The sequence below is a fragment of the Cupriavidus sp. BIC8F genome (assembly GCF_032465815.1).
GTDB classification, from domain to species: domain Bacteria; phylum Pseudomonadota; class Gammaproteobacteria; order Burkholderiales; family Burkholderiaceae; genus Cupriavidus; species Cupriavidus necator.
The window spans coordinates 1463080-1486907 of sequence record NZ_CP136094.1 but is presented as its reverse complement, the minus strand read 5'-3'; the positions used below and the strand labels follow the sequence as shown (position 1 = coordinate 1486907).

Sequence of the window (23828 nt, the reverse complement as noted above, 5' to 3'; positions counted from 1 at the left end):
CGCGCTGCAATCCGGACCCAACCCCGCCGCCACCGCGCTGATCATGATGGGCGGCGGCGCGCGCGCCGCCTACCAGGCGGGCGTGCTGAGCGGGCTGGCACGCATTGCCACGCGGCACGGCAAGGGCCATGGCGCGATGCCGTTCGGCATCATCGCCGGAACCTCGGCAGGCGCAGTCAACGGCGCCGGGCTGGCGATCCAGGCGGGGGACTTCCAGGCCGCCACGCAGAGCCTGGCGGCGCTGTGGCACAGCATCCATGCCGACGACGTCTACCGCACCGACGTGCTGCGCGTGGGCATGTCGGGCGCGCGCTGGCTGTCGACGCTGGCGCTGGGTTGGGCCACGCAGCGGCGCGCGCCCCGCGCCCTGTTCGACAACACCCCGCTGGGCAGCATGCTGGGCGAGCTGTTCGAGCCCGAGCGCGTGCAGGCCAGCCTGGACAGCGGTGCGCTGCAGGCGTTCGCGGTCACCGCGCTGTCCTACAGCACCGGGCGCCACGTGACCTTCTACCAGTCGCACCACCGCATCCATCCGTGGCACCGCAGCCAGCGCATTGCGATCCCGGCGCAGATCACGGTGGACCACCTGCTGGCATCCGCGTCGATTCCGTTCCTGTTCCCAGCGATGCCGCTGGAGCTGGACGGCCACCATGAGTGGTTCGGCGACGGCACCATGCGGCAGATGTCGCCGCTTTCGCCGGCGATCCACCTGGGCGCGTCGCGCGTGCTGGCGATCGGCGCGGCCTCGCGCCAGCGCTCGGGCTGGTACGACACCGTGCCGGCCGGCGGCTACCCGTCGCTGGCGCAGGTGGGCGGGCAGGCGCTGGCCAGCATCTTCCTGGATGGACTCAACGCCGACCTGGAGCGGCTGCTGCATATCAACCGCTTGCTGGCGCGCATGCCGGAGCTGGCCGGCGACCGCGAGGGCTGGCGCCCGGTGCAGGTGATGACGATCGCCCCCAGCGAGCCGATCGAAGCCATTGCCGCCGAGCACCAGAAGCAGCTGCCGCGCACGGTGCGCGCCCTGCTGGCGCCACTGGGCGGCACCGAGGCGCGCGGCGCCGCCTTTGCCAGCTACCTGCTGTTCGAACCCGCCTTCACCCAGGCCCTGATGGCGCTGGGCGAGCGCGACGCCGAGGCCCAGGCGGACGAGCTGGCAGCGTTCCTGTTCGGCATCGTCCCGGGCACGCCACCGGCCGCGCTGCCGGCGGGCGAGCGTGCACTTTCGCCCTGAGCAGCCTGCCCCACATGGCGTCCTGCCAGGCGCCGCGGCTGGCACATTGACGTGTCAGCGTTGCGCTGATCGCCCGCAATATGCAGTCGGCTGCGCCAAACCGCGTCAAAAAGCGTTGCATTTGCCCCGATCCGGACTAAAAAAGGAGAAGAGAATAATTCGCATCTGGTAGAATCTGCCCGTGATTTCAAAGGCTTACCATGCTCTACCCCGAACTGTTCAAATCGTTGGAAGCCGTCCGCTGGCACATGGACAAGGACATCCCCTGGGATACCTTTGACGCCAGCATGTTGACGGACGACCAGGCCAAGACCATTCGCATGAACGCGATCACGGAATGGTCCGCCCTGCCCGCGACCGAGATGTTCCTGCGCGACAACCGCCACGATTCTGATTTTTCGGCGTTCATGAGCATCTGGTTCTTTGAGGAACAGAAGCACTCGCTGGTGCTGATGGAGTACCTGCGCCGCTTCCGCCCGGACCTGGTGCCGACCGAGGAAGAACTGCACGCGGTGCGCTTCGAGTTCGATCCGGCCCCGCCGCTGGAAACCCTGATGCTGCATTTCTGCGGCGAGATCCGCCTGAACCACTGGTACCGCCGCGCAGCCGAATGGCACACGGAACCGGTGATCAAGCATATCTACCGCACCCTGTCGCAGGATGAAGCCCGCCATGGCGGCGCCTACCTGCGCTACATGAAGAAGTACCTGGCGCAGTTCGGCGACAGCGCGCGCGCCGCCTTTGCCAAGATCGGCGTGCTGATGGCCTCGGCCCGCCGCACCGAGAAGCCGCTGCACCCGACCAACCTGCACGTCAACAAGGCGCTGTTCCCCAACGACACGGTGCAGTCGCGCCTGCCGGATCCGGACTGGCTCGAGCACTGGCTGGACGAGCAGATCCGCTTTGACGAAGGCTGGGAGAAGAAGGTCATCGAACGGATCCTGCACAACATGTCGCTGCTGTTCGAACGCACCTTCGAAACGGTGCAGGACCTGAACCGCTACCGCAAGGAACTGAACGCCAGCCTGCAAGGCACGGGCGGGGCCCAGCCGGCGCAAGCCTGAGCGGCCAGTCCGACAACACGAAAAAAAGCCCCGCCGAAGCGGGGCTTTTTTTTGCCCTTCTTTTGCCTTGACGCATTCCCGACAAATGCGACCCGCCGCGGCGCACCGGACCTGGTCCGGCTGTGGCGGGTATTCTGCATTGCTGATTTCCTTATCCTGGAAATTCAAGCGCGTCGTATGATAAGCGAGCCAGCTGCCATGCAGGTAGTAGCTGGTTACTACATCATTCCATTCCCGCCCCACGCACTGCCGCGCTGTAACGCGGCGGCGGCAAACCCATGCCTGGGGCCCGTTCGTCGAATAAATTCATATCCCAAAATAAAATATTTAAATCACGCGGCGATTATCCTGACGGTCAATTCGTTGTAAATTCGGCATTACGAATTTATTTAATTCGCGGCGTAATGCATCGTAATTCCGATAACATCCGAATTACCGCCAGCCACAGCTGGCAATTTTCCGCAGCGCCATTTGCCCGGTGGCATCGCGGCAGCCTTCACGACCAGGTTGCCCCGCCCGGAAATCCGCCCACCCGCAACGTACGGGCCAGGCGTTGTTGGCACGGCAATGCTGCCGAGCACATTTTCATATCGGCGCGCGATAACGATCTGGCAGGGGTAAGGATTGCGGCATATCGATTTCAAGGCATTGTCCGTGTTCGTCCAGGTGATGCGCTACGGCAGCATCAGCTTGGCCGCGCAGGCTCTCGGCATCCGCCAGCCCACGGTGGCCTATGCCATCCGCAAGCTGCGCGACGTGACCGGCGACCAGCTGTTCATCGAACGGCGTGGCTCCGTGGTGCCGACTGAATACGGGCTGCGCCTGGAGCGCGCCGCGGCCGGCATGCTTGAACGCTGACACGGCCTGGTGACGCAGGCCGGGGAACGGCCACAGCGCAGTGCGGGGTCGCACCAGGTGCTGCGCATAGGCTTGTCGATGGCGCTCGGCGATCCCGCACTGGCGCAGGTGCTGGCAAGCCTGGCGGGCGCATTGCCCGATGCGCATCTCACCTCCAGCACGATCGGCAACGGCCAGCACACCGGGCAGGCCCTGGCCCGGGGCCAGATCGACTGCGCCGTCACGGTCGACGGACTGCCCTGCGCGGGCGGCGTCATGGCCGAGCACGTGATGATGGCCCAGCGCAGCCTGATCCGGCTGGCACCGGCGCGAGCCGCCGGCAATCCGGACGAAAGGGGCGCGCCGGACCCGCGCGAGCACTGGACCCTGCTGACCGACGACGCCGATACCGAACACCCCGTGCGGCGCTACCTGGCCGGCATGGCCGACGAGGTCAGGCTGACCGTGGCGCCGTCATGGAATGCGCAGATGGCGCTGTGGCGCTCGCGCGGCGGCGTGACGCCGGTGCTGAAGTACAACGTGCCCTGGGTCGACGGCGCCAACGCGGCCTATGTGGCGGACGTACCCGAAGGCTTCCCGGCGTGGGCCAGCGTGCGCCTGCTCTACCTGGCCGGCAACGCGCAGGCCGCGCATATCGACGCCGTGCGGCAGGCGCTGCAGGGCACCTTGCGCGGCATTGCCACCGCGTCGGTGCAGCAGGCCCAGCCGGTTGCCGGTCCGGTAGCCAGGGATGTCGCCAACGACGCCGCCATGAGGCTGTGCGTGACGGGGTAACCAGGGCCCCACCGCCGGCGGGGATCACAAGAAGGGGTACCATCTCGGGCAAGCGCGCCGGCTCCGACCAGGGGCCAGCCCCAATTTCCGATGCCGACCCTATGTCCGTACCCGCTTTCGAATCCAAGCTGACCCTGCCTGACACCCCCGCCGCGCTGGCCGCGCGCATTGCCGCCTTGCCGCGCCCGCTGGTGTTCACCAATGGCGTCTTCGACATCCTGCACCGCGGCCATGCCACCTACCTGGCACAGGCGCGCGCACTGGGCGCGAGCCTGGTGGTCGGCGTCAACAGCGACGCTTCCGTGAAGATGCTGGGCAAGGGCGACGACCGCCCGCTGAACCATGAATCGGACCGCATGGCGCTGCTGGCCGCGCTGGAGTCGGTCGACCTGGTCGCGATGTTCCGCGAACAGACCCCGGTGGAGCTGATCCGCCTGGTGCGCCCCGACATCTACGTCAAGGGCGGCGACTACGACATCGACACGCTGGAAGAAACCCGGCTGGTGCGCAGCTGGGGCGGCGAGGCCTACGCCATCCCCTTCCTGCACGACCGCTCGACCACCAAGCTGCTGACCAGGGTACGCCAGGGCAGCTAGGGCAGCTCAGGTCGCTCAGGAGCAGGCCAGCACGTCCTCGGCGCCGTAGCGCTGGCGCATGGCCTCGAGCCGGGCGCGCGCCGCGTCGTCGGCATCGCGCACGCGCAGCCACTGCCGCGTGAGCGGGCGCGCGGCCTCGGTCAGCATGGCGGTGCGCACGCCGTGGCCGCGCAGGGAATCGAGATATTGCTCGGCACGCTCGCGCTCGCGGAAGAGGCCCAGCGACACCGTATAGGTGGTGGCCTCGGGCGTGCCGGCGGTCACCAGCGAGTACTCCGTCACATTGCGCCGGCGCAGTTCGGCCAGCTTGCGCTCTGCATGCTCGCGCGTGGGCTGCGCGGGCAGGTGGACCCACCAGCGCACCTGTTCCTGCCGCGCGAACGCTTCCACGCGCAGCGCCGCGGCGGCCAGGTCTTCAGTGGCGCGGCGCGCCGCCTGGGCGCTGAAGCCACCGATCTCGATGCAGGCAGCCAGCGTGGCCGACGGCAGCGCGCTGCGCGGTGCGGCATCCGCCGCTGGTGCCGACGCTGGTGCCAATGCCGGCGCCTGCACCCGCATCCGCTCCCCACGTACCTGCTGCTGCAGCCGCTGCGGCTCACGCGGCGTTTCAAACCAGCCGGCCAGCGGGTTCGCGCCGAACACCCCCAGCACCGCCCCCAGCAGCACGGCATTGGCGAGCAGCAGCAACAGCGGGACGATGCGCGGCGAGCGTGGCCGGGCGGGCTGGCCTGGGGCGGTCATGGGTCGGGGTGGATTGAGGCGTGTGAGAAGTTGCGCAGCGGCTAGGCGCCGGCCAATGCCATTGCGTGCAGGCCAAGCAGCACCAGATTATCGTGCATCTCGAACGGCACGGCGAGCGCGCCTGCCAGCGCGCCGCGGGCACCGCCGGACAGCAGGCAGCGCACGGGGCGACGCGCCGGCCCGCGCTCGCCCAGCGCGCGCCAGGTGCGTTCGATGGCGCCGGCCTGCGCGGCCAGGCAGCCCGCGGCAATGGCGTCGTGCGTGTTGTCGGCCCAGCGCAGGTGCGCGCCCGCCACGGTGCCGGCATCGTCCACGTCCAGCGCCGGCAGCTGCGCGGTGTTGCGCGCCAGCGTGCCCAGCATCAGCGCCAGCCCGGGCAGGATCAGGCCGCCCTCGAAGCGCGCGCTGCCGTCCGCCGCGGCCGTGACGATATCCAGCGTGGTGGCCGTGCCCGCGGTCACCACCAGCAGCGTGTCGTGCGGCAGCCAGCGGTGCGCGCCAATGGCGCCGACCCAGCGATCCACGCCCAGTTGCGTGGGCTCGCGGTAGCCGTTGGCCAGGTTGCCGTGCGCGGCAGCGCTGCGCACCCATTGCACCGGCGCACAGCCCCCGAAGGCGTCGGCCAGCGCTGCATCCACGGCGGCCGCGATCACCGGCCCGGCGACATTGCTGATCCACACCGACGGCATCGGCCCGCTGCCGCGCAGCGCGCGCAGGTCAGCGGCCAGCGCCTGCAGCGCGCCGGCGTCGGCATGGGCCACCGCGCCGCCGTGCTGCCACGGCGTGGGCAGCGCGCCGGTGGCGGGCAGCGCCGCACCGGCTTCGCACCAGGCCCACTTGAGGCGGGTATTGCCGATATCGATCAGCAACTGCGGCGCGCTCATGCGGTGCCTCCCTGCCCCGGCGCGGGCCGCAGCGACAGCTCGCCGCTGGCGATGCGCTCAAGCCCCGCCGGCGTTTCCAGCAGCAGGTGGCCGGCCTCGTCGACGCCGCGCGCCATGCCTTCGGCGATCACCTTGCCATCGTGCAGCAGCCGCACCGGCTGGTCGCGGTAGGCATCGGCCGCGGACCAGCGTCGCGCCATCGGCCCGAAACCGTGCGCCAGGAACGCGGTGCGCATGGCCGCCAGCCGTTCCAGCAGCGCGGCCAGCAGGCGCGGGGCATCGCGCTGCGCGTCGAAGCCGGGCATGGCCTCGGCCACGCCCGCCAGCTCGCGGCCCAGTGCCGCTTCCATCTGCGCGTCGCGCACCAGGTTCAGGCCGATGCCGATCACGGCCCAGACACGCTGCGGCCCGGCGGGCACCGCCTCGATCAGGATGCCGGCCAGCTTGCGGCCATCGATCTGGAGGTCATTGGGCCATTTCAGCCCGATCCGTGCGCCGAGGCCCGCCTCGACATCGCCCAGGGCCTCGGCCAGCGCCAGGCCCACGGCCAGGCTCAGGCCGCTCAGCTGCGCCGGCGCCAGCTCCAGCGGCAGTGCCACCGAGAAGGTCATGCCTGCCTGCCCCTGCCACGGCCGGCCCTGGCGCCCGCGCCCGGCGGTCTGGCGGTAGGCCAGGCGCAGCCTGCCGGCGTCGGACCACGGCGCCTGGCGGCAGGCCGCGGTCAGGTCGGCATTGGTGGAGCCGGTTTCCTCCACCAGCTCCAGCGTCCAGTCGCTCAACGCGGGCGACAGCATGCCGCGCAGCGCGCCGGCATCGATGCGCCAGTTGGCGCCGGATCGGGCGGAAGGGTCGGATGGCGTCGGAGGAACAGCGGACATGCGCGGCAAAGGACTGGGATCGATGGCGATCGTAGAAAACACAGGCGGGGGCAGGGATGCGCCCCGGGTGCCTGCGGCAGATGCCGCATTGTAGCCGCGCCGCCGCCTCGGCACGGCGCGGTCGCGCCAGCGGGGCGGGTGGCTTAGAATCGAGACTCGGTCATCACATCGCATGCCCTTGGAACGCCAGACGACGCCAGACTTCCATATCACGCGCGGGGACGGAACCGTCAGCGTAGCGCTGCGTGGCGACTGGACCGCGCTCGCCCTGGCCGGCTGCCACCAGGCGCGGCAGCTGCGCGCGCAGCTGCATGAGCTGGCGCAGGCGCCAGACAGCGCGCAGTGGTCGCTGGCCGGCGTCGAGCGGCTGGACCATATCGGCGGGCAACTGCTGTGGCAGGCCTGGAACGGCGCGCTGCCGCAGCGGCTCGATGCCAGCGAGGGCCAGCGCCGCGTGTTCGAGCGCATCGCCGCGGTGCAGGACGAGGGCTGGAAGAAGCACATGGTGGACCGCTTCAACCCGGTGACGCTGTTCGGGGCGAACTTGCTGTCGTTCGGCGCGCAGCTGGGCATCGGCGTCACCATGCTGGGCCAGCTGACCTTCGACCTGCTGCGCCTTGCGCGCGTGCCGCAGCGCGGCCCCTGGCGCGAGATCTCGGCCAATATCTATAACGTCGGCTACAAGGCGCTTGGCATCACCGCGCTGGTGGCCTTTCTGATCGGCATCGTGCTGTCGTACCTGTCGGCCAACCAGCTGCGCACCTTTGGCGCCAGCACCTTTATCGTCAACATCCTCGGCATGGCGGTGATCCGCGAGCTGGGGCCGGTGCTGGCGGCGATCCTGATCGCGGGGCGCTCGGGTTCGGCCATTACCGCGCAGATCGGCGTGATGCGCGTGACGGAAGAACTCGATGCCATGCGCGTGATGGGCATCTCGCACGGCTTCCGGCTGATCATGCCGCGCGTGATCGCGCTGGCCATTGCCATGCCGCTGCTGGTGGCATGGACGGATGTGATGGCGCTGGCCGGCGGCATGCTGGCCGCGCGCATGCAGCTGGGCATCAGCGCCACCTTCTTCCTGCGCGAGCTGCCCGACGCCGTTCCGGTGGCCAACCTGTGGCTGGGCCTGGGCAAGGGTGTCGCCTTCGGCATCCTGATCGCGCTGACCGCGTGCCACTTCGGGCTGCGCATCAAGCCCAACACGCAGAGCCTGGGCGAAGGCACTACCGCCTCGGTGGTGACGGCGATCACCATCGTGATCCTGGCCGACGCGGTCTTCGCCATCCTGTTCAAGGACGTGGGCCTGTGAGCGCGGCGCCAGCTACCGGCACTCCGGACGGGAAGGTCCACAAGGACCGCACCCCGGTCATCGAGGTGCGCGAACTGGTCAAGCGCTTCGGCAAGGCCGTGGTGCATGACCATGTCAACCTGGACGTCTACCGCGACGAGGTGCTGTCGATCGTGGGCGGCTCGGGCAGCGGCAAGACCGTGCTGCTGCGCCAGATCGTGGGCCTGGAGCGGCCCACCTCGGGCACCATCAAGGTGTTCGGTGAAGACCCGACCCGGCTGCGCCCGGCGCAGCTGCAGGCGCTGCGCAGCCGCTGGGGGCTGCAGTTCCAGCGCGGCGCGCTGTTCTCGGCACTGTCGGTGATCGACAATATCGCGCTGCCCCTGCGTGAACTGCGCGCGCTGCCCGACAACCTGATCTGCCAGGCCGCGCTGCTCAAGCTGCAGCTGGTGGGCCTGTCGGCGCGAGACGCCGACAAGATGCCGTCGGACCTGTCCGGCGGCATGATCAAGCGCGTCGCGCTGGCGCGCGCACTGGCGCTGGAGCCGGAACTGCTGTTCCTGGACGAGCCCACCGCGGGGCTGGACCCGATGGCCTCGGACGACTACGTGGCGCTGATCCGCGAACTGCGCCGCGAACTGGGCCTGACCGTGGTGATGATCACGCACGACCTGGACACGCTGGTGGCGCTGTCCGACCGGGTCGCGGTGCTGGCCGACCACAAGGTGATTGCCGCCGCGCCCATTGCGGAAGTGGTGAAGGTGGACCACCCCTTCATCCGCGAGTATTTCCTGGGCGAGCGCGCCCAGCGCGCCATGCAGGCGCTGCCACCGCACGGGCAGCCGGATGCGGTGCCCCCTGGAGAAGCATGATGGAAAACAAGTCACACGCATTCCTTGCCGGCGTGTTCACCATCGGCCTGGCCGTGCTGGTGCTGTTCGCGATCTTCTGGTTCAGCAGCGACCACGCCGTGCGCGTGCCCTATGACCTGATCACGCGTTCCACCGTCAACGGCCTGCAGCCGCAGGGCGACGTGAAATACCGCGGGCTTGCGGTGGGCAAGGTAGAGTCGATCAAGTTCGATTCGCAGGTGCCGGGCCAGATCATCGTGCGCGTCAGTGTCAACAAGGACACGCCGATCACGCGCACCACCTATGGCACGCTGGGCTTCCAGGGCGTGACCGGGATCGCCTACGTGCAGCTCGACGACTCCGCCGCGCACGACGGCACCGCCTCGCCGCCGCTGCCGACCTCGCCCAAGGCGGTGGCACGCATCGCCATGCGGCCGGGCTTCTTCGAAGAGCTGGAAAAGCGCGGCGATTCGCTGCTGACGCAGGTCGAGACCATAATGGCCTCGCTCAACGACATGTTCCAGAGCGCCAATCGCACTGAGCTGATGGCCGCGATCCACGCGGTGCGCAAGACCGCGGAAGACTACTCGCGGCTGTCCGATTCGCTGGGCCCGGCCGCCAACCGGCTGCCGAAGGTGACCGAGAACCTGAACGCCACGCTGGAATCGACCCGGCGCCTGACACAGGAGCTGGCCAACCCCAACGGCACCGTGATGCGCACCGTCGACAGCGTCGGGCGCGACATGCAGGGCGCGGCCTCGTCGGTGCAGTCCGCGGCGGGCACCTTCAGCGAAGAGACCCTGCCGCAGCTCAATGGCCTGGCCCGCGACGCGCGCCAGACTGCGCGCACCTTCGAGCGTGCCGCCGGCCAGTTCAACGAGAGCCCGAGCAGCGTGCTGTTCGGCGCGCCCGCGCCTGCCCCGGGCCCGGGCGAGCCGGGCTTCAGCGTACCGTAGCGCGACCCCCATGCCGCCCCTCACCCGATACCGCCAACCGCGAGATACCGCCGTGAACCCTGCGACCGAGATGCCACGCTTTCTCCGATCCGCGCGCTCCCGCCTCCAGGCCGCCCTGCTGCTGGCCGCCGTGGGGCTGGCGCTGTCGGGCTGCGCGCTGACGCGCGGCAACAACCCCACCGTCACCTACGACCTCGGCCCGCCGGCCGCCGCCACCCCCGGCAACGGGAACCCTGTGCCGGCGCGGCTGCCCAAACTGCGCGTGGCGCAGACCGACGGGCCCAACTGGCTGGACGGCAACGCCCTCTTCTACCGGCTGCAGTATGCGCAGGCGCAGCGCCTGCAGGCCTACGCCACGCAGCGCTGGGTGATGTCGCCCACGCGCCTGTTCGACGAGCGGCTGCGCGAGGCCGTGGCCGCGCGCGGCACGCTGAGCTGGTCCGGCGACAGCAGCGTGCCGGCGCTGAAGGTAGACCTGATCGAGTTCGACCAGGTGTTCGACAGCGCCACCACCAGCGAAGGCGTGGTGCGGATGCGCGCCACGGTGTTCCAGCAAGGCATGCTCGGCCAGCACACCTTCGAGGCGCGCCGGCCCGCGGCCAGCGCCGATGGTGCCGGCGGCGTCAAGGCGCTGGCCGAGGCCAGCGACGCGGTGATCGCGGCGCTGCTCGACTGGATCGGCACGCTGCAGCTAAAGTAGACACGCAAGGAGACATGCCATGGAGCCGGCTCCCCCGCCGCCCTCCGCGCCGCCCCCGGCGGCTCAGCCAACGCCGGAACCCAGCGGCCCGCAGCACTCGCCGCTGGCCCGCGTGGGGCTGATTTGCTTCACGCTGCTGGTCGTGTACGCCAGCCTGTACCCGTTCTCGGGCTGGGTCGACAACGGCGTTTCGCCGTTTGCCTTCCTGAGCGCGCCCAAGCCGCGCTACATCACCGACTTCGACCTGCTGACCAATGTGCTGGGATACTTCCCGTTCGGCGCGCTGGTGGTGCTGTCGCTGCATCCGCGCATGTCGGGCGGGCGCGCCACGCTGGTGGCGCTGGTGGCCGGGGCGCTGCTGTCGGCCTGCATGGAGGCCTTCCAGACCTGGCTGCCAAGCCGCATCTCTTCCAATATCGACCTGATCACCAATGCGCTGGGCGCGCTGCTGGGCGGCGCGGTGGTGGCGCCGTTCACCCGGGCCCTGATCGACGACGGGCGCCTGACGCGCCTGCGCCATGCGTGGTTCGAGCCGCACGCCAGCTTTGCCATCATCCTGCTGCTGCTGTGGCCGTTCGCGCAGGTGTTTCCGCAAGAGCACCTGTTCGGCATGGGCGGCATCGTGCGCGAATGGCTGACCGACCCAGAGTCCTGGCCGATGCAGGTGCTGCAGATGGTGTTCCCGCAGCTGAAGGCCTGGCAGGACCATATCGGCCTGCGGCCCGAGGACATGCAGAGCCAGCAGTTGCTGGAATCGCTGGTGACCGCCAGCAGCTGGGTCGGCACCGGCCTGTTCGCCTCGATCGCGATGCGCCGCAGCGCGCCGATGCTGCGCATCCTGGCCGGCCTGCTGGCGGCGGCGCTGCTGCTCAAGGCCACCGCGGCCGAACTGCAGTTTCCGTCCGAGAGCGCCTTTGTCTGGCTGTCCGAGGGCGGGCGCTTTGCCTTGCTGACCAGCTCGCTGGTGCTGGCGCTGCTGCTGTACCTGCCGCGCTGGCTGCGCGCGGTGCTGGCGATGGTGGCGCTGATCGTGCTGGTGGTGCTGACCAATGTGCTGCCATCCAACCCCTATGCGTGGATCTCGGAGCAAGGCTGGCGCATGGGCCGCTTCATCCACTTCAACAGCCTGGCGCAATGGCTGGGCTGGCTGTGGCCGTTCCTGGCGTTCTGCTATGTGATCTGGCGTTTTGAACAGGTCAGCCTGCGCCGCCATGCCAGGAAAAAAGCCGCGGCGCGCCGTGAGGCGGCCGCGGCCGGTACGCAGGAATAGCGCTGGCGGGACTAGTGCAACTGCCCGCCCTGCTCGCGCACATCGGCGCGGGTCGACAGCGCCGTCGCCACCGCCGTGCGCAATCCCTTCACCAGCGTTTCCTGCGCCAGGCTCGGCTGGCCCGGATGGCGCGCCGCCTGCTCGGGCAGGTAGGGGATGTGGATAAAGCCGCCGCGCACGTCGCCATCCGGCTGCTGCGCCAGCCGGTGCATCAGCCCGTAGAAGACATGGTTGCAGACGAAGGTGCCGGCGGTCTGCGACACCGAGGCCGGCACGCCCGCCGCGCGCATGTCGCGCACCATCGCCTTGATCGGCAGCGTGGCAAAGTAGGCGGCCGGGCCGCCTGCGACGATGGCGGTATCGATCGGCTGGGCGCCGGCGTTGTCGGCAATGCGCGCATCGTCGACATTGATCGCCACGCGCTCCACCGACATGTCGGCGCGCCCGCCGGCCTGGCCCACGGCGATCACCAGCGCGGGCCGCAGCACGTCGACCAGCTCGCCGATGGTGTCGATCGCCGCACCGAACACGCACGGCAGCTGCCGTGCCACGATCACCGCGTCGCCCACGCGCTCGCCGTCGAGCGCGCGCACTGCCTCCCATGAGGGATTGATCGGTTCATTCTCGAACGGCTCGAAGCCGGTCAGCAGCACAGTACGCATGGCGGGGCTCCGCAGTTACATCAGGAAGTACAGCAGCGCGATATTGGCCACCAGGATCGCCAGCGCGGTCGGCACCTGCGCGCGGATCACGGCGTTCTTGTCGTCGAGTTCCAGCAGCGCCGCCGGCACGATATTGAAGTTGGCCGCCATCGGCGTCATCAGCGTGCCGCAATAGCCCGAGAACATGCCGATCGCCGCCATCACCGCCGGGTTGCCGCCGAACATGCCGACCAGGATCGGCACGCCCACGCCGCCGGTCATCACCGGGAAGGCCGCGAAGCCATTGCCCATGATCACCGTGAACAGCGCCATGCCCACGCAGTAGACCGCCACCGCCACCAGCTTGTAGTCCATGTTGATATAGGCGGTGGACAGGTGCGCCACGGCCTTGCCCACGCCCGCGTCGGCGAACACCAGGCCCAGCATCGCCAGCATCTGCGGCAACACCAGTGCCCAGCCCAGCGACTCGGTCAGCCGGCGCGACTCGCGCAGGCCCTGCGCCACGGTGTCGCGCGTGAGCCAGCACACCACCGCCAGCGAGATCAGGCAGCCGATCCCCAGCGAGACAAAGGTCACGTTCTTGGGATCGAGCAGCGGCAGGCCGGCGATCTTGACGTTCTTGAACAGCATGGTGCCGATCACGGTCACCAGCGGGATCAGCAGCGCCGGGATGAACAGCTTGTTGCCCAGGCGGCGCGCGCTGGCGCGGCGTTCTTCCTCGGGCAGGCTGTGGTGCTTGCCGTGGCCGACGCCGCCAAAGCCCGCAATCAGCGCCATCACCACCGCGCCGATGCCGACCGCGGCCGGCGGCAGCCGGTCGCCAATCAGAAATACGATCGCGTACAGCAGCCAGAACAGGCCGGTGCTGAGGCGGCGCGGATGCTCGCGGTCGGCGAAGGTCATCAGCGCGGTGATCGCCAGCACCAGTCCGGCGAGCCAGTAGAGATATTCGATGGAAATGATCATGGCGTGCTCCTTACTCGGCGCTCTTGGCAGGCGCGGCGGCCGCGGCGGCCTTGCCGCCCAGCTCGCGCTCGAGCCAGCGGTCCAGGCGCTTCAGGCGCACGGCGTGGATCAGGAAGGCGCAGATCGCGGTGGGGATGCCCCACACGGCAATATGCAGCGGCTCCACGTCGATATTCGACGACAGCAGGAAGGTGTGCATCAGCGCGATCGCCCCGAAGGCCACGAAGATGTCCTCGCCAAAGAACAGGCCCACATTGTCGGTGGCGGCGCAGAACGCCAGGATGCGCTGGCGCACCGGCTCGGGCAGGTGGCCGAAGCGGTTCTCGGCCGCGCCCTCGGCCATCGGCGCCAGCAGCGGGCGCACCATCTGCGGGTGCCCGCCCAGGCTGGTCAGGCCGATCGCGGCGGTCAGCTCGCGCACGCCCAGGTAGACGATCAGCAGGCGGCCAACCGTGGCCGACGCGATGCGCGCAATCCATGCCTGCGCATGCTCGCGCAGCCCGTGCCGCTCCAGGAGGCCGATCACGGCCAGCGGCAGCAGGATGATCAGCGGCAGGTTGCGCGCCTTGACGAAGGCGGTGCCGATCGCCGAGAAGATCTGCATCAGCGGCATCGGTGCGGCCAGCCCCGTGGCCAGCGCGGCGAGCACCACCACCAGCATGGGATTGAAGCGCAGCACGAAGCCGATGATGATGACGCCGACCCCGACAAGGGGCCAGAGATTGACTGCCTGTTCCATAAGAGACACCAAACGAGTGTGATGGAGGCGAGCGGACGACAGCCGTCTTACCGCACGACGGGGCCGGCCGCAGTGGATGCTGGCGGTTGAGACGGAGTGCTCAGTCGCCGGCGCGGACCGCGATGCCTTCCGCGCCCAGCCGTTCCCGGATGCGGCGCGCAAAGGCCAGCGCGTGGGCGCCGTCGCCGTGCAGACACACGGTTTCGGCTTGAATCGGTACCCAGGTGCCGTCGATGGCGCGCACGCGTTTCTCGCGCACCATGGTCAGGGTCTGGTTCAGGGCGACTTCCTCGTCCTCATGCAGCGCGCCCGGCGTGCCGCGCTTGACCAGCGTGCCGTCGGGGTTGTAGCCGCGGTCGGCAAAGACCTCCTGCTTGACGCGCAGGCCGGCCGCTTTGGCGATATCGATCATCTGGCTGCCGGCCAGGCCGAAGAACACCAGGTCGGCATCGAAGTCGCGCACCGCGCGCACGATCGCGCGGGCCAGCGCCGGATCGCGCACGGCCTGGTTGTACAGCGCACCATGCGGCTTGACGTGATGCAGCTCGCCGCCCTGCGCGCGCACGATCGCGTCGAGCGCGCCGATCTGGTACAGCACGTCGGCGTAGACGGCTTCCGGGTCGCGCTGCATCTCGGTGCGGCCGAAGTTCTCGCGGTCGGGGTAGCTCGGGTGCGCCCCGATCGCCACGCCGCGCTCCAGCGCCCACTTCACCGTCCGCACCATCGTGGCCGCGTCGCCCGCGTGCCAGCCGCATGCGATGTTGGCCGAACTGATCAGCGCCAGCAGCGCCTCGTCGTTGTCACAGCCTTCGCCAAGGTCGGCGTTCAAATCGATATGCATTGCCATTCTCCTGTGCGGCGCATTGCGTCGCCCGATTGCTGTTGCGCGTGCGCGCCTATGCGGCCACGCGCGTGTGTGCGCGCCGCCGCGCGCCGATGGGCATGCCATCACCCTGCCACCGCAGCGCCTGGTCGATCTGGCGCAGGTAGCGCTCCAGCTCGGCCTGCGCCGCCTCTGCCTGCGCCAGCGTCACCTGCACGAAACGCACCGGCGCACCCAGCGGCACCTGCGCCAGCCGCCACAGGTCCGCGCCGATCACCACGCCGATCTTGGGATAGCCGCCGGTGGTTTGCGCATCGGCCATCAGCGCGATCGGCTGGCCGCCCGGCGGCACCTGCATCACGCCCGGCACCACGCCATGCGACAGCAGGTCGGCGCTGCGCTCGGCGCGCCGCGCCAGCGCGGGCCCGTTCAGGCGCAGCCCCATGCGGTTGCTGTTGGGGGTGACGGTCCAGTCGGCCTGCCACAGCGCGGCCTGCGAGGCCGCGTCGAAGTCCTCATATTCAGGCCCCGGCAGCATCCGGACCGGCGTGGCCTTGCCCTCGATGCTGGCGGGCAGCGCCCACGCCGGCGCCTGCACGCCAATCCAGTCGGTCTCGGCCACCAGCCCCGGGCGCCCCGCCGCCAGGCGGTCGCCTTCCTGCAGCGCGCGCCCGCCCAGCCCGCCAAAGCCTGACTTCAGGTCGGTGCTGCGCGAACCCATCACCGGCTCGACGTCGATGCCGCCCGCAACGCACAGGTACACGCGCGTGCCGCCGCGAGTCGACGGCAGCGTCAGCGTCTCGCCCTTGTGCACGTCAAAGGCATGCCACGACCACACCGGCACGCCGTCGAGGTTGGCGCCGCATTCGGCACCGGCCAGCGCCACGCGCATATCGGCATGGAAGCGCAGCGCGGCGCGGCCCAGCGTGAATTCAATGGCGGCGCAGCCCGGCGCATTGCCAAGCAGGCGGTTGCCGACTTCTACCGCCAGCATGTCCATCGCCCCGCAACGGCCGACGCCAAAACGGCGAAAGCCGGTACGGCCCAGGTCCTGCACCGAGGCGAGCGCGCCGGGACGAATGATTTCGATCACGCGATGACTTCCTCGGCAACAAAGCGCACGGTATCGCCGGGCGCAAACAGGGACGGCGGATCCCGGTCCGCCACGAAGAGCTCGGCGTCGGTGCGCCCGATCAGCTGCCAGCCGCCCGGCAGCACCGCCGGATAGATCCCGGTCTGCTCGCCGCCAATGCCGACCGACCCGGCCGGCACCGCCACGCGCGGCTCACGCCGGCGCGGCGTGGCCAGCTCCGGCGCCAGGCCGCCCATATAGGCGAAACCGGGCTGGAAGCCCAGGAAGTAGACGACGTACTCGCCGGCAGCGTGGCGGCGCACCACATCCTGCGGCGTCAGCCCGGTGTGGGCCGCCACATCGCCCAGGTCCGGGCCATGCTCGCCGCCATAGCGAACCGGGATCTCCACCAGCTTTCCGGTCGCATTGCGCGTCTCGCCGGAGGCCCACGCGAGCTTCAGGTTGCGCTCCAGCGCGTCCACGTCGGCGCTGCCGTCGAAAATCACGGTCAGGTTGTTCATGCCCGGCACCACGTCAACCACCCCGCGCCAGTCAGCTGCCCGGGCAGCCATCGCCCAGATGCGGCGCTGGACTTCGAGCGAGGCGGGGGGAGCCACGCTGTACAGCAGCGCCTGCTCGGCGAGTCGGTGGACGGTGCAGTTCATGGGATTCCCGGTAGCTCACTTGCTACCAGTTTAGGCAGCCAAGCCGGAATGTGATGTACTTGTATTTCATCGATAATTTATCGATGAATTCATCATATCGAAATGAGACGAGGAGAAACAGTCAGGATAGACCCTAGGGGCGCAAGGGCCACTGCGACCGGCTGCACCATGGCTGGGCACAAAAGAAAAACGGCCGGGAAATCCCGGCCGTCTCGGCTCGATCAGTGTGCAGCGCTGTCGTTCAGGCAAACCCCGCCTGATGCGCCTGCTGGTCTGCGTGGTACGAACTGCGCACCATCGCGCCCACCGCAGCGTGAGTGAAGCCCATCTTGTAGGCCTCTTCCTCGAACATCTTGAAGGTGTCGGGATGCACGTAGCGCAGCACCGGCAGGTGGTGGTTCGACGGCGCCAGGTACTGGCCGATGGTCAGCATGTCGATGTCGTGGGCGCGCATGTCGCGCATGACCTCGAGGATTTCCTCGTCGGTCTCGCCCAGGCCCACCATCAGGCCGGACTTGGTCGGCACGTTGGGGTTGCGGCGCTTGAATTCCTGCAGCAGCTTGAGCGAGTGCGCATAGTCCGCGCCCGGGCGGGCCTGCTTGTACAGGCGCGGCACGGTTTCCATATTGTGGTTCATCACGTCCGGCGGGCACGCCTGCAGGATGTCGAGCGCCTTGTCCAGGCGGCCACGGAAGTCGGGCACCAGCACTTCGATGCGGGTAACGGGCGACAGCTCGCGCGTCTGCGAGATGCAGTCGACATAGTGCTGGGCGCCGCCGTCACGCAGGTCGTCGCGGTCGACGCTGGTGATCACGACGTAGTTCAGCTTGAGCTGGGCGATGGTGCGGGCCAGGTTGCCCGGCTCATTCACGTCCAGCGGATCGGGGCGGCCGTGGCCCACGTCGCAGAACGGGCAGCGGCGCGTGCACTTGTCGCCCATGATCATGAAGGTAGCCGTGCCCTTGCCGAAGCACTCGCCGATATTGGGGCAGCTGGCTTCCTCGCACACCGTCACCAGGTTGTTGGCGCGCAGGATGTCCTTGATCTCGTAGAAGCGTGAGCTGCCAGTGGCGGCCTTCACGCGGATCCAGTCTGGCTTCTTGAGCTTTTCGGCCGGCACGATCTTGATGGGGATGCGTGCGGTCTTGTCGGCCGACTTCTGCTTGCGGGTCGGGTCATACTGCTCCGCGGGGGACTGCGGGGCTTCGCTGGAAGTGGCGATCAGGGCGTCGCTCATACATTTCTCCGCACGCGCTCAGCGTGCATTTCGCTTTTGACTAGGAGGCCAGGGCCGTCTCACCCGGCTGCTTCGCTTCAGCCGGGGCAGCAGTTCCTTCGGCAGCCAGCGCGCGGACTTCATGCGCTGCCAGCACCTCGCACAATGCTGCCGCCAGGCGCTGTGCGATTTCCGGTTGTTGTGCCGCGGTCACGGGCAAGGGGGCGCCGTTGGCATCCGCCGCCGCGAAGGTGGCGCCCGCGCTGGCCATGTCGACTGTTTCCAGCCCGGCATAGCCGCAGGGATTGATGCGCAGGAACGGCGACAGGTCCATCTGCACGTTGAGGCTGACGCCGTGGTAGCTGCAGCCGTTGCGGATCTTGAGGCCGAGCGCGGCAATCTTGGCGCCCTGGTGCGGCCCGTCGGACAGGTAGATGCCGGGGGCGCCGGGCTTGCGTTCGGCTGCGAGATTATACGCCGCGAGCGTGTCCAGCACCGCCTGCTCGATGCCGTGCACCAGCTCGCGCACCATCAGGCGGCGACGGCGCAGATCGAGCAACAGGTAGGCCACGACCTGGCCGGGACCGTGATATGTGATCTGCCCGCCACGATCGATCTGCACGACGGGAATCTGGTCGTCCGGGGCCAGCAGGTGCGCGGGGTCGCCCGCCTGGCCCAGGGTGTAGACCGGCGGATGCTCGACCAGCCAGACCTGGTCGGGCGTCTCGGGCGTGCGTGCGGCGGTGAAGGCGCGCATCGCGTCGAAACACGGCTGATAGTCCTCGCGGCCGCGTTCGATGACTTGAATCGGATGCATGGCGAGAGTGTAACGAAAAGGGCCGGCTTGCGCCGGCCCTGTCTCGGTCACTTCTGTTGCCCGCTCAGGGCGTGGTCCGGCGGAAATCGTCCGATGCGTCACGCGACCAGACCAGGCGAAGATGCCCGCGCTCGCGATGTGATGCGGACGATGCCCCGCCAGCCTCCGTCTCAGGCTGCGGTGACCCGGTCCTGGTTGGGCGTCCACTCCGTGCCTCGAACCAGGCGACGCAGGCTGCGGTACACCAGGTGCGGCACGTCAGCCAGCGCCAGCGCCGGGCGGCGCGCTTCCGCGATCAGGGCGAGGCGCACCGGGTGCAGCGCACGCGGGTCTACACTCAGCACCACCTCGTCACCCGAACGCAGCAGCAGGCTGCCGCCACAACGCAGCCAGTAGTCCTCTGAATCTTTCTCGCGGGTCAGCCATACGTCGGTGCCGCGGGCCTCTTCGACATGCAGGCGCTGGGCAGCATGCACCGACAGCGTGGTGACTTCGCCAGGATTCAGTGTGAACACGGTCGTTGTGAGCACGGTTTTCATGGTGGTTCTCCGTTCAGCCGGCCTCGGCGGGAATACGCCAGACGCGGTACAAATTCGCGGCGGGGCACCGGAACTGGCCCGGCAAGGGGACCAGGCCAGTTAAATCCTACGAATATCGCCGTGAAGTAAATAAGTACTGCGGGGGCCGGTGATGGAATATTAGTGATTGCCCGACCACTATCAAAACGATATATTTTCTTTGTTCTTGTTAGACAAACTCACATACACACGACCGCCTGGAGACCACCATGGCCTGGAAGAGCGCCTGGGAAAAGGACCTGCCGCGCGGCTGGCACCGCGAGCTGCCGCGCCTGCCGGCGCTGACCGCGCTGCGCGCCTTCGAGGCCGCGGCGCGGCATGAGAGCTTTTCGCGCGCGGCCACGGAGCTGTTTGTCACGCACGGCGCGGTCAGCCACCAGATCCGCGCGCTGGAAGAAGAACTGGGCATGCCGCTGTTCGAGCGCCACGGCAAGCGCGTCGCGCTGACGCCGTCGGGGCGCCTCTATGCCGAGCGCGTGCGCGACGCGCTGCTGCAGATCGCCGATGCCACGCGCGCGCTGCAGGCCGGCAACCGCGACAAGCGCCTGACCATCAGCACCATGCCGTCGTTTGCCGCGCGCTGGCTGACGCCGCGCATCGGCAGCTTTATTGAGCGCCACCCGGAGCTGGATGTCGAGCTGCTGTCGTCGAACACGCTGGTCAACTTTGCGCATGAGGAAGTCGATATCGCGCTGCGCATGGGCAGCGGCGACTATCCCGGCCTGTATGTGGAACGGCTGCTGGACGACGTCTTCTTCCCGGTCTGCAGCCCCGGCTTCAATGGCGGCCGCCTGCCAGAGCGGCCGCAGGACATGGCCGGCCTGCCGCTGCTGCGCGGCGAGGGCGATCCGTGGAAGCCGTGGTTCGAGGCCGCCGGGCTGGACTGGCCGGAACCGCGCAAGGGGCTGCTGCTGGAAGATTCCTCGCTGCTGCTGCAGGCCGCATCCGAAGGCCAGGGCATTGCGCTGATCCGTTCCTCGCTGGCCTACAACGACCTGCTGGCCGGGCGCGTGGTGCGGCTGTTCGATGTCAGCATCGCCTGCCCCTGGCTGCTGTACTTCGTATGCGCGCCGGGCTCATTGAACCTGCCCAAGGTGCAGGCGTTCCGCGGCTGGCTGCTGCCCGAGATCGAGCGCTTCCGCGAGGTGCTGGCGCAGTGGGAATGAACTAGTCTTCCGACGCTTCGTCGGAGGCAGCAGGATCGGCGGCCGCGTCCGGCTTGGCGCGCGCCCGGCCGGCCCGCGGATGGGCCTTGTCGTAGACCTTCGCCAGGTGCTGGAAATCCAGCGCGGTATAGACCTGCGTGGTCGAGATGCTGGCATGGCCCAGCATCTCCTGCACCGCGCGCAGGTCGCCCGACGACTGCAGCACGTGGGTGGCAAACGAATGCCGCAGCATATGCGGATGCACATCGGCCGGCACGCCGGCGCGCAGCGCCTGTTGCTTGAGCCGCAACTGCACTGTGCGCATCGACAGGCGCCGCCCGCGCGGGCCGAGGAACAGGGCGTGCGCATCTTCCGGCAAGGCGCCTGGGCGCAGCAGCGTGTCGCGCACCGCCAGCCAGGCGCGCAGCGCCTCGACGGCCTTGCTGCCGACCGGCACCGAGCGCTGGCGCGAACCCTTGCCGGTCACGGTGACTTCCGCCCCGGCCAGGTCGAGCCAGCCGCTGGAGCGGTAGCCGTCGGCATCGGCATAGCGCAGGTCCAGCTGCACCAGCTCGGACAGCCGCAGCCCGCTTGAATAGAACAGCTCATAGACCGCGTGGTCGCGCAGTGCCTGGGCATCCGTGCCGGCAGGATGCGCAACCAGCGCCACCGCGTGCTCGACCGACAGCGCCTTGGGCAGCGCGTGGCCCGAGCGCGGCGCGCGCACGCCGTCGACCGGGTTCACCGTGACGCCGTGGCCGTGGCGCGCCGCCCACTGGAAGAAACCGCGCCAGGCCGACAATGTGCGCGCGATGCTGGTGCCGACCAGCCCGGCGCCATGCAGCCGCGCGGCAAAGTTGCGGATATGGTGGGTCTGCAGTGCCAGCAGGGCCACGCCGGGCGCATAGCGCGCCGCGTGCTCCTGCAGCACGCGCAGGTCGCGGCTGTAGCTGGTCAGCGTGTGCCCGGCCAGCTTGCGGCTGCCGCGCAGCCAGTCCAGGTAGTGCGTGACCAGCGGCTCGGGTGCCGGCGGCGGGCTGTCGCTGGCAGGCGCGATTTCCGCAACCACGCTGCGGGGCGGCCGGCGTGCAGTCATGGCGTCAGGCGTGGGCCGCCGCGCCTCAGTCGCGCAGCCGGTGCAGCGCGGCGCCAGCGACTTCGCCGATCTGCGACAGGTAGGCGGTGCCCATGCCTTCGTGGAAGCGGCGCGGATCGGGCGAGCCCAGCACCAGCAGGCCAAAGGCCGCGCCGCGCACGTCAGCACCGGCCTCGGCATCACCGGCACGCACCGGCACGCGCAGCGTCACCATTGCCAGCGAGGTGATATCGTCGCGCTCCAGCAGCCCCGCCGCCTCGAAGCCGCCGTTGCTGCCACAGTACGGCGCACGCAGGCCTTCGGCAAAGATGCGCAGGTCTTCGCTGGCGCCCTGCGCCACTTCCATATGGACGTATTGCTCGGCGACGTCCCACAGCCTGAGCGCCACCGCCGGCACGTCGAACACCTGCTGCAGGCCGTCCTGCACCGCATAGGGCAGCGCATGCGAATCGGCTTCGGCCAGCAGGCGCAGCTGCCATGCATGCATGCGCTGCTGGGTGCGGTCGTTGTCATGGCCGTGGCGGACCAGGTCCGCCAGGCGCAGCTCAAGGCCCTTGTTCTTCTCGCGCAGGATTTCCATCTGGCGTTCCTGCAGCGACACGGCGCGGTGGCTGTGCGGGCTGGTAAGCTGCACCGCGGCCAGCAGTTCGGCGTGTTCTTCGAAGAATTCGGGGTGGCTCTGCAGGTAGGCGGCAACGTCTTGGGCGTTCATGGAGCGTGGACCGGTAGAGGTAAAGTGGGTGGCAGTTTAGCAAAGGGGGCCGTCGGCACAGCCGTGGCCCCCTTTTTACGCCGGCTGCGCTACGTCTGGATCAGCCGCTTCTGCCGCGAAATACTCATCAGGATGCCGATGCCCGCGCCCAGCGTCACCAGCGCGGTGCCGCCATAGCTCATCAGCGGCAGCGGCACGCCCACCACCGGCAGGATGCCGCTGACCATGCCCATGTTGACGAAGGCGTAGGTGAAGAAGATCAGCGTGATCGATCCCGCCAGCAGCCGCGAGAACAGCGTCGGCGCATTGGCCGCGATAAACAGGCCGCGGAAGATCAGCAGCAGGTACAGCACCAGCAGCACCGCATTGCCGATCAGGCCGAACTCTTCCGAGTACACGGCGAAGATAAAGTCGGTGTGCTTTTCCGGGATGAACTCCAGGTGCGTCTGCGTGCCCTTGAGCCAGCCCTTGCCCTCGACCCCGCCGGAGCCGATGGCGATGATCGACTGGATCGTGTGGAAGCCCTTGCCCAGCGGATCGCTGGTCGGGTCCAGCAGCGTGCAGATGCGGTGTTGCTGGTAGTCGTGCAGCACCGGCCAGTTCACGCCCGGCGCGCACATATCGTTCTGGAACGTGATCAGCAGCGTGACCGCCACCACCAGCAGCCCCAGCAGCGGCAGGATCAGCTTCCACGACAGGCCCGCGAAATAGATCACGTACACACCCGCGGCCATCACCAGCAGCGCCGTGCCCAGGTCGGGCTGCTTGGCGATCAGGCCGACCGGGATCAGCAGCAGCACCAGCGCCACCACGAAGTCGAACCACCTGACCACGCCCTCACGCTTCTGGAAGTACCACGCCAGCATCAGCGGCATCGAGATCTTCATGATCTCGGACGGCTGAATCACCATGCCGACATAGAGCCAGCGCCGCGCGCCCTTGCGGATCAGGCCGAACATGGCCACCGCGATCAGCAGTGCCACCCCGACCGTGTAGATCGGCACAGCCACCCGCATCAGCGTCTGCGTGGGCAGGTAGGCGATCACGATCATCACCACATAAGACAGCAGGATATTGCGCAGCTGGTCCTCGACCCGGCCCGGCATGTCGATGGCGGCCGAGTACAGCGCCACGATGCCGGTGGCGAACAGCAGGAAGACGATCAGCGAGAGTGGTTTGTCAAAACCGGTCAGCGCGGTCTTGATCAGGGACAGGACGCGGCGTCGATCCATGCGCGTCTCCT

26 protein-coding genes are annotated in these 23828 nt (G+C 68.7%); 11 read left to right on the top strand and 15 right to left on the bottom strand.

The genetic code is table 11. From position 1 onward, the window contains the following. The first annotated feature begins 43 nt into the window (after nucleotides 1-43). The 5 genes from RS901_RS06925 (at nucleotide 44) to rfaE2 (ending at nucleotide 4526) form a co-directional block, all read left to right on the top strand. Nucleotides 44-1234 carry a patatin-like phospholipase family protein gene (locus RS901_RS06925; protein WP_316152302.1) on the top strand — a complete coding sequence of 397 codons (1191 nt, stop codon included), beginning with the start codon at nucleotides 44-46 and terminating at the stop codon, nucleotides 1232-1234. Nucleotides 1235-1434: 200 nt separating this feature from the next. Further along, the gene (locus RS901_RS06920; RefSeq protein WP_013955226.1) at nucleotides 1435-2298 is read left to right on the top strand and encodes a ferritin; all 864 of its coding nucleotides are present in this window, start codon (nucleotides 1435-1437) and stop codon (nucleotides 2296-2298) included. 624 nt (nucleotides 2299-2922) lie between these two features. Further along, nucleotides 2923-3156 carry a LysR family transcriptional regulator gene (locus RS901_RS06915; RefSeq protein ID WP_316152300.1) on the top strand — a complete coding sequence of 78 codons (234 nt, stop codon included), beginning with the start codon at nucleotides 2923-2925 and terminating at the stop codon, nucleotides 3154-3156. Nucleotides 3157-3234: 78 nt separating this feature from the next. Then, nucleotides 3235-3930, top strand: a complete 696-nt coding sequence (locus RS901_RS06910) for a hypothetical protein (protein WP_316152299.1) — start codon at nucleotides 3235-3237, stop codon at nucleotides 3928-3930. A gap of 101 nt (nucleotides 3931-4031) precedes the next feature. Beyond that, entirely contained in the window at nucleotides 4032-4526 is a 495-nt protein-coding gene (gene rfaE2, locus RS901_RS06905; protein WP_316152297.1) for a D-glycero-beta-D-manno-heptose 1-phosphate adenylyltransferase, read from the top strand. 15 nt (nucleotides 4527-4541) lie between these two features. Here the strand turns inward: rfaE2 and RS901_RS06900 are convergent, their stop codons facing one another. The 3 genes from RS901_RS06900 to RS901_RS06890 are packed head-to-tail and all read right to left on the bottom strand — an operon-like array spanning nucleotide 4542 to nucleotide 7029. Continuing rightward, nucleotides 4542-5267: an SPOR domain-containing protein gene (locus RS901_RS06900; protein WP_316152296.1), complete on the bottom strand. Its 726-nt coding sequence runs from the start codon at nucleotides 5265-5267 to the stop codon at nucleotides 4542-4544. A gap of 41 nt (nucleotides 5268-5308) precedes the next feature. Next, nucleotides 5309-6151 (bottom strand): type III pantothenate kinase, encoded by an 843-nt coding sequence (locus RS901_RS06895; RefSeq protein WP_316152295.1) that lies wholly within the window; start codon nucleotides 6149-6151, stop codon nucleotides 5309-5311. Next, nucleotides 6148-7029, bottom strand: a complete 882-nt coding sequence (locus tag RS901_RS06890) for a biotin--[acetyl-CoA-carboxylase] ligase (protein ID WP_316152294.1) — start codon at nucleotides 7027-7029, stop codon at nucleotides 6148-6150. Before RS901_RS06890 ends, RS901_RS06895 begins: the two co-directional genes overlap by 4 nt. A 172-nt stretch (nucleotides 7030-7201) precedes the next feature. Between RS901_RS06890 and RS901_RS06885 the strand changes: the two genes are divergently transcribed. From RS901_RS06885 to RS901_RS06865, 5 genes are read left to right on the top strand one after another with little or no spacing between them, the layout of a single operon-like run. Next, on the top strand, nucleotides 7202-8338 hold the full coding sequence (locus RS901_RS06885; protein ID WP_316152292.1) for an ABC transporter permease: 1137 nt from the start codon (nucleotides 7202-7204) through the stop codon (nucleotides 8336-8338). After that, nucleotides 8335-9189 (top strand): ABC transporter ATP-binding protein, encoded by an 855-nt coding sequence (locus RS901_RS06880; protein WP_316152290.1) that lies wholly within the window; start codon nucleotides 8335-8337, stop codon nucleotides 9187-9189. Before RS901_RS06885 ends, RS901_RS06880 begins: the two co-directional genes overlap by 4 nt. After that, nucleotides 9186-10124 (top strand): MlaD family protein, encoded by a 939-nt coding sequence (locus RS901_RS06875; RefSeq protein ID WP_316152287.1) that lies wholly within the window; start codon nucleotides 9186-9188, stop codon nucleotides 10122-10124. Before RS901_RS06880 ends, RS901_RS06875 begins: the two co-directional genes overlap by 4 nt. Before the next feature lie 52 nt (nucleotides 10125-10176). Next, a complete protein-coding gene (locus RS901_RS06870; RefSeq protein ID WP_410054160.1) occupies nucleotides 10177-10824 on the top strand; it encodes an ABC-type transport auxiliary lipoprotein family protein in 648 nt (215 codons plus the stop codon). 19 nt (nucleotides 10825-10843) lie between these two features. Then, entirely contained in the window at nucleotides 10844-12094 is a 1251-nt protein-coding gene (locus RS901_RS06865; protein ID WP_316152285.1) for a VanZ family protein, read from the top strand. Between the two features lie 11 nt (nucleotides 12095-12105). On the opposite strand, the gene pcp is transcribed toward RS901_RS06865, so the two are convergent. The 9 genes from pcp to RS901_RS06820 form a co-directional block, all read right to left on the bottom strand. Next, complete coding sequence (gene pcp, locus RS901_RS06860; RefSeq protein WP_316152283.1) at nucleotides 12106-12756, bottom strand: pyroglutamyl-peptidase I; 651 nt, start codon at nucleotides 12754-12756, stop codon at nucleotides 12106-12108. 15 nt (nucleotides 12757-12771) lie between these two features. Beyond that, the gene (locus RS901_RS06855) at nucleotides 12772-13722 is read right to left on the bottom strand and encodes a DUF979 domain-containing protein (RefSeq protein WP_013955215.1); all 951 of its coding nucleotides are present in this window, start codon (nucleotides 13720-13722) and stop codon (nucleotides 12772-12774) included. A gap of 10 nt (nucleotides 13723-13732) precedes the next feature. After that, nucleotides 13733-14461, bottom strand: a complete 729-nt coding sequence (locus tag RS901_RS06850) for a DUF969 domain-containing protein (RefSeq protein ID WP_316152280.1) — start codon at nucleotides 14459-14461, stop codon at nucleotides 13733-13735. A gap of 100 nt (nucleotides 14462-14561) precedes the next feature. Then, on the bottom strand, nucleotides 14562-15302 hold the full coding sequence (gene pxpA / locus RS901_RS06845; RefSeq protein ID WP_316152279.1) for a 5-oxoprolinase subunit PxpA: 741 nt from the start codon (nucleotides 15300-15302) through the stop codon (nucleotides 14562-14564). A gap of 55 nt (nucleotides 15303-15357) precedes the next feature. Beyond that, on the bottom strand, nucleotides 15358-16377 hold the full coding sequence (locus RS901_RS06840) for a biotin-dependent carboxyltransferase family protein (RefSeq protein ID WP_316152277.1): 1020 nt from the start codon (nucleotides 16375-16377) through the stop codon (nucleotides 15358-15360). Beyond that, entirely contained in the window at nucleotides 16374-17021 is a 648-nt protein-coding gene (pxpB, locus tag RS901_RS06835) for a 5-oxoprolinase subunit PxpB (protein WP_316152275.1), read from the bottom strand. Before pxpB ends, RS901_RS06840 begins: the two co-directional genes overlap by 4 nt. Nucleotides 17022-17262: 241 nt before the next feature. Beyond that, nucleotides 17263-18258: a lipoyl synthase gene (gene lipA / locus RS901_RS06830; RefSeq protein WP_316152273.1), complete on the bottom strand. Its 996-nt coding sequence runs from the start codon at nucleotides 18256-18258 to the stop codon at nucleotides 17263-17265. Between the two features lie 40 nt (nucleotides 18259-18298). Continuing rightward, nucleotides 18299-19054, bottom strand: coding sequence for a lipoyl(octanoyl) transferase LipB (gene lipB, locus RS901_RS06825; protein WP_316152271.1), 756 nt, complete (start codon nucleotides 19052-19054; stop codon nucleotides 18299-18301). Between the two features lie 170 nt (nucleotides 19055-19224). Further along, entirely contained in the window at nucleotides 19225-19593 is a 369-nt protein-coding gene (locus RS901_RS06820; RefSeq protein ID WP_316152269.1) for a DUF2917 domain-containing protein, read from the bottom strand. Between the two features lie 248 nt (nucleotides 19594-19841). Here RS901_RS06820 and RS901_RS06815 point away from each other — a divergent pair, with 248 nt between their 5' ends. Further along, nucleotides 19842-20798, top strand: a complete 957-nt coding sequence (locus RS901_RS06815) for a transcriptional regulator GcvA (protein ID WP_013955207.1) — start codon at nucleotides 19842-19844, stop codon at nucleotides 20796-20798. Between the two features lies 1 nt (nucleotide 20799). On the opposite strand, the gene RS901_RS06810 is transcribed toward RS901_RS06815, so the two are convergent. The 3 genes from RS901_RS06810 to rodA form a co-directional block, all read right to left on the bottom strand. Beyond that, entirely contained in the window at nucleotides 20800-21873 is a 1074-nt protein-coding gene (locus RS901_RS06810) for a tyrosine recombinase XerC (protein WP_316152266.1), read from the bottom strand. Between the two features lie 25 nt (nucleotides 21874-21898). Then, nucleotides 21899-22585: a DUF484 family protein gene (locus RS901_RS06805; protein WP_010811484.1), complete on the bottom strand. Its 687-nt coding sequence runs from the start codon at nucleotides 22583-22585 to the stop codon at nucleotides 21899-21901. An 89-nt stretch (nucleotides 22586-22674) separates the two neighbouring features. Next, nucleotides 22675-23817, bottom strand: a complete 1143-nt coding sequence (rodA, locus tag RS901_RS06800) for a rod shape-determining protein RodA (protein WP_316152264.1) — start codon at nucleotides 23815-23817, stop codon at nucleotides 22675-22677. Nucleotides 23818-23828 lie beyond the last annotated feature (11 nt).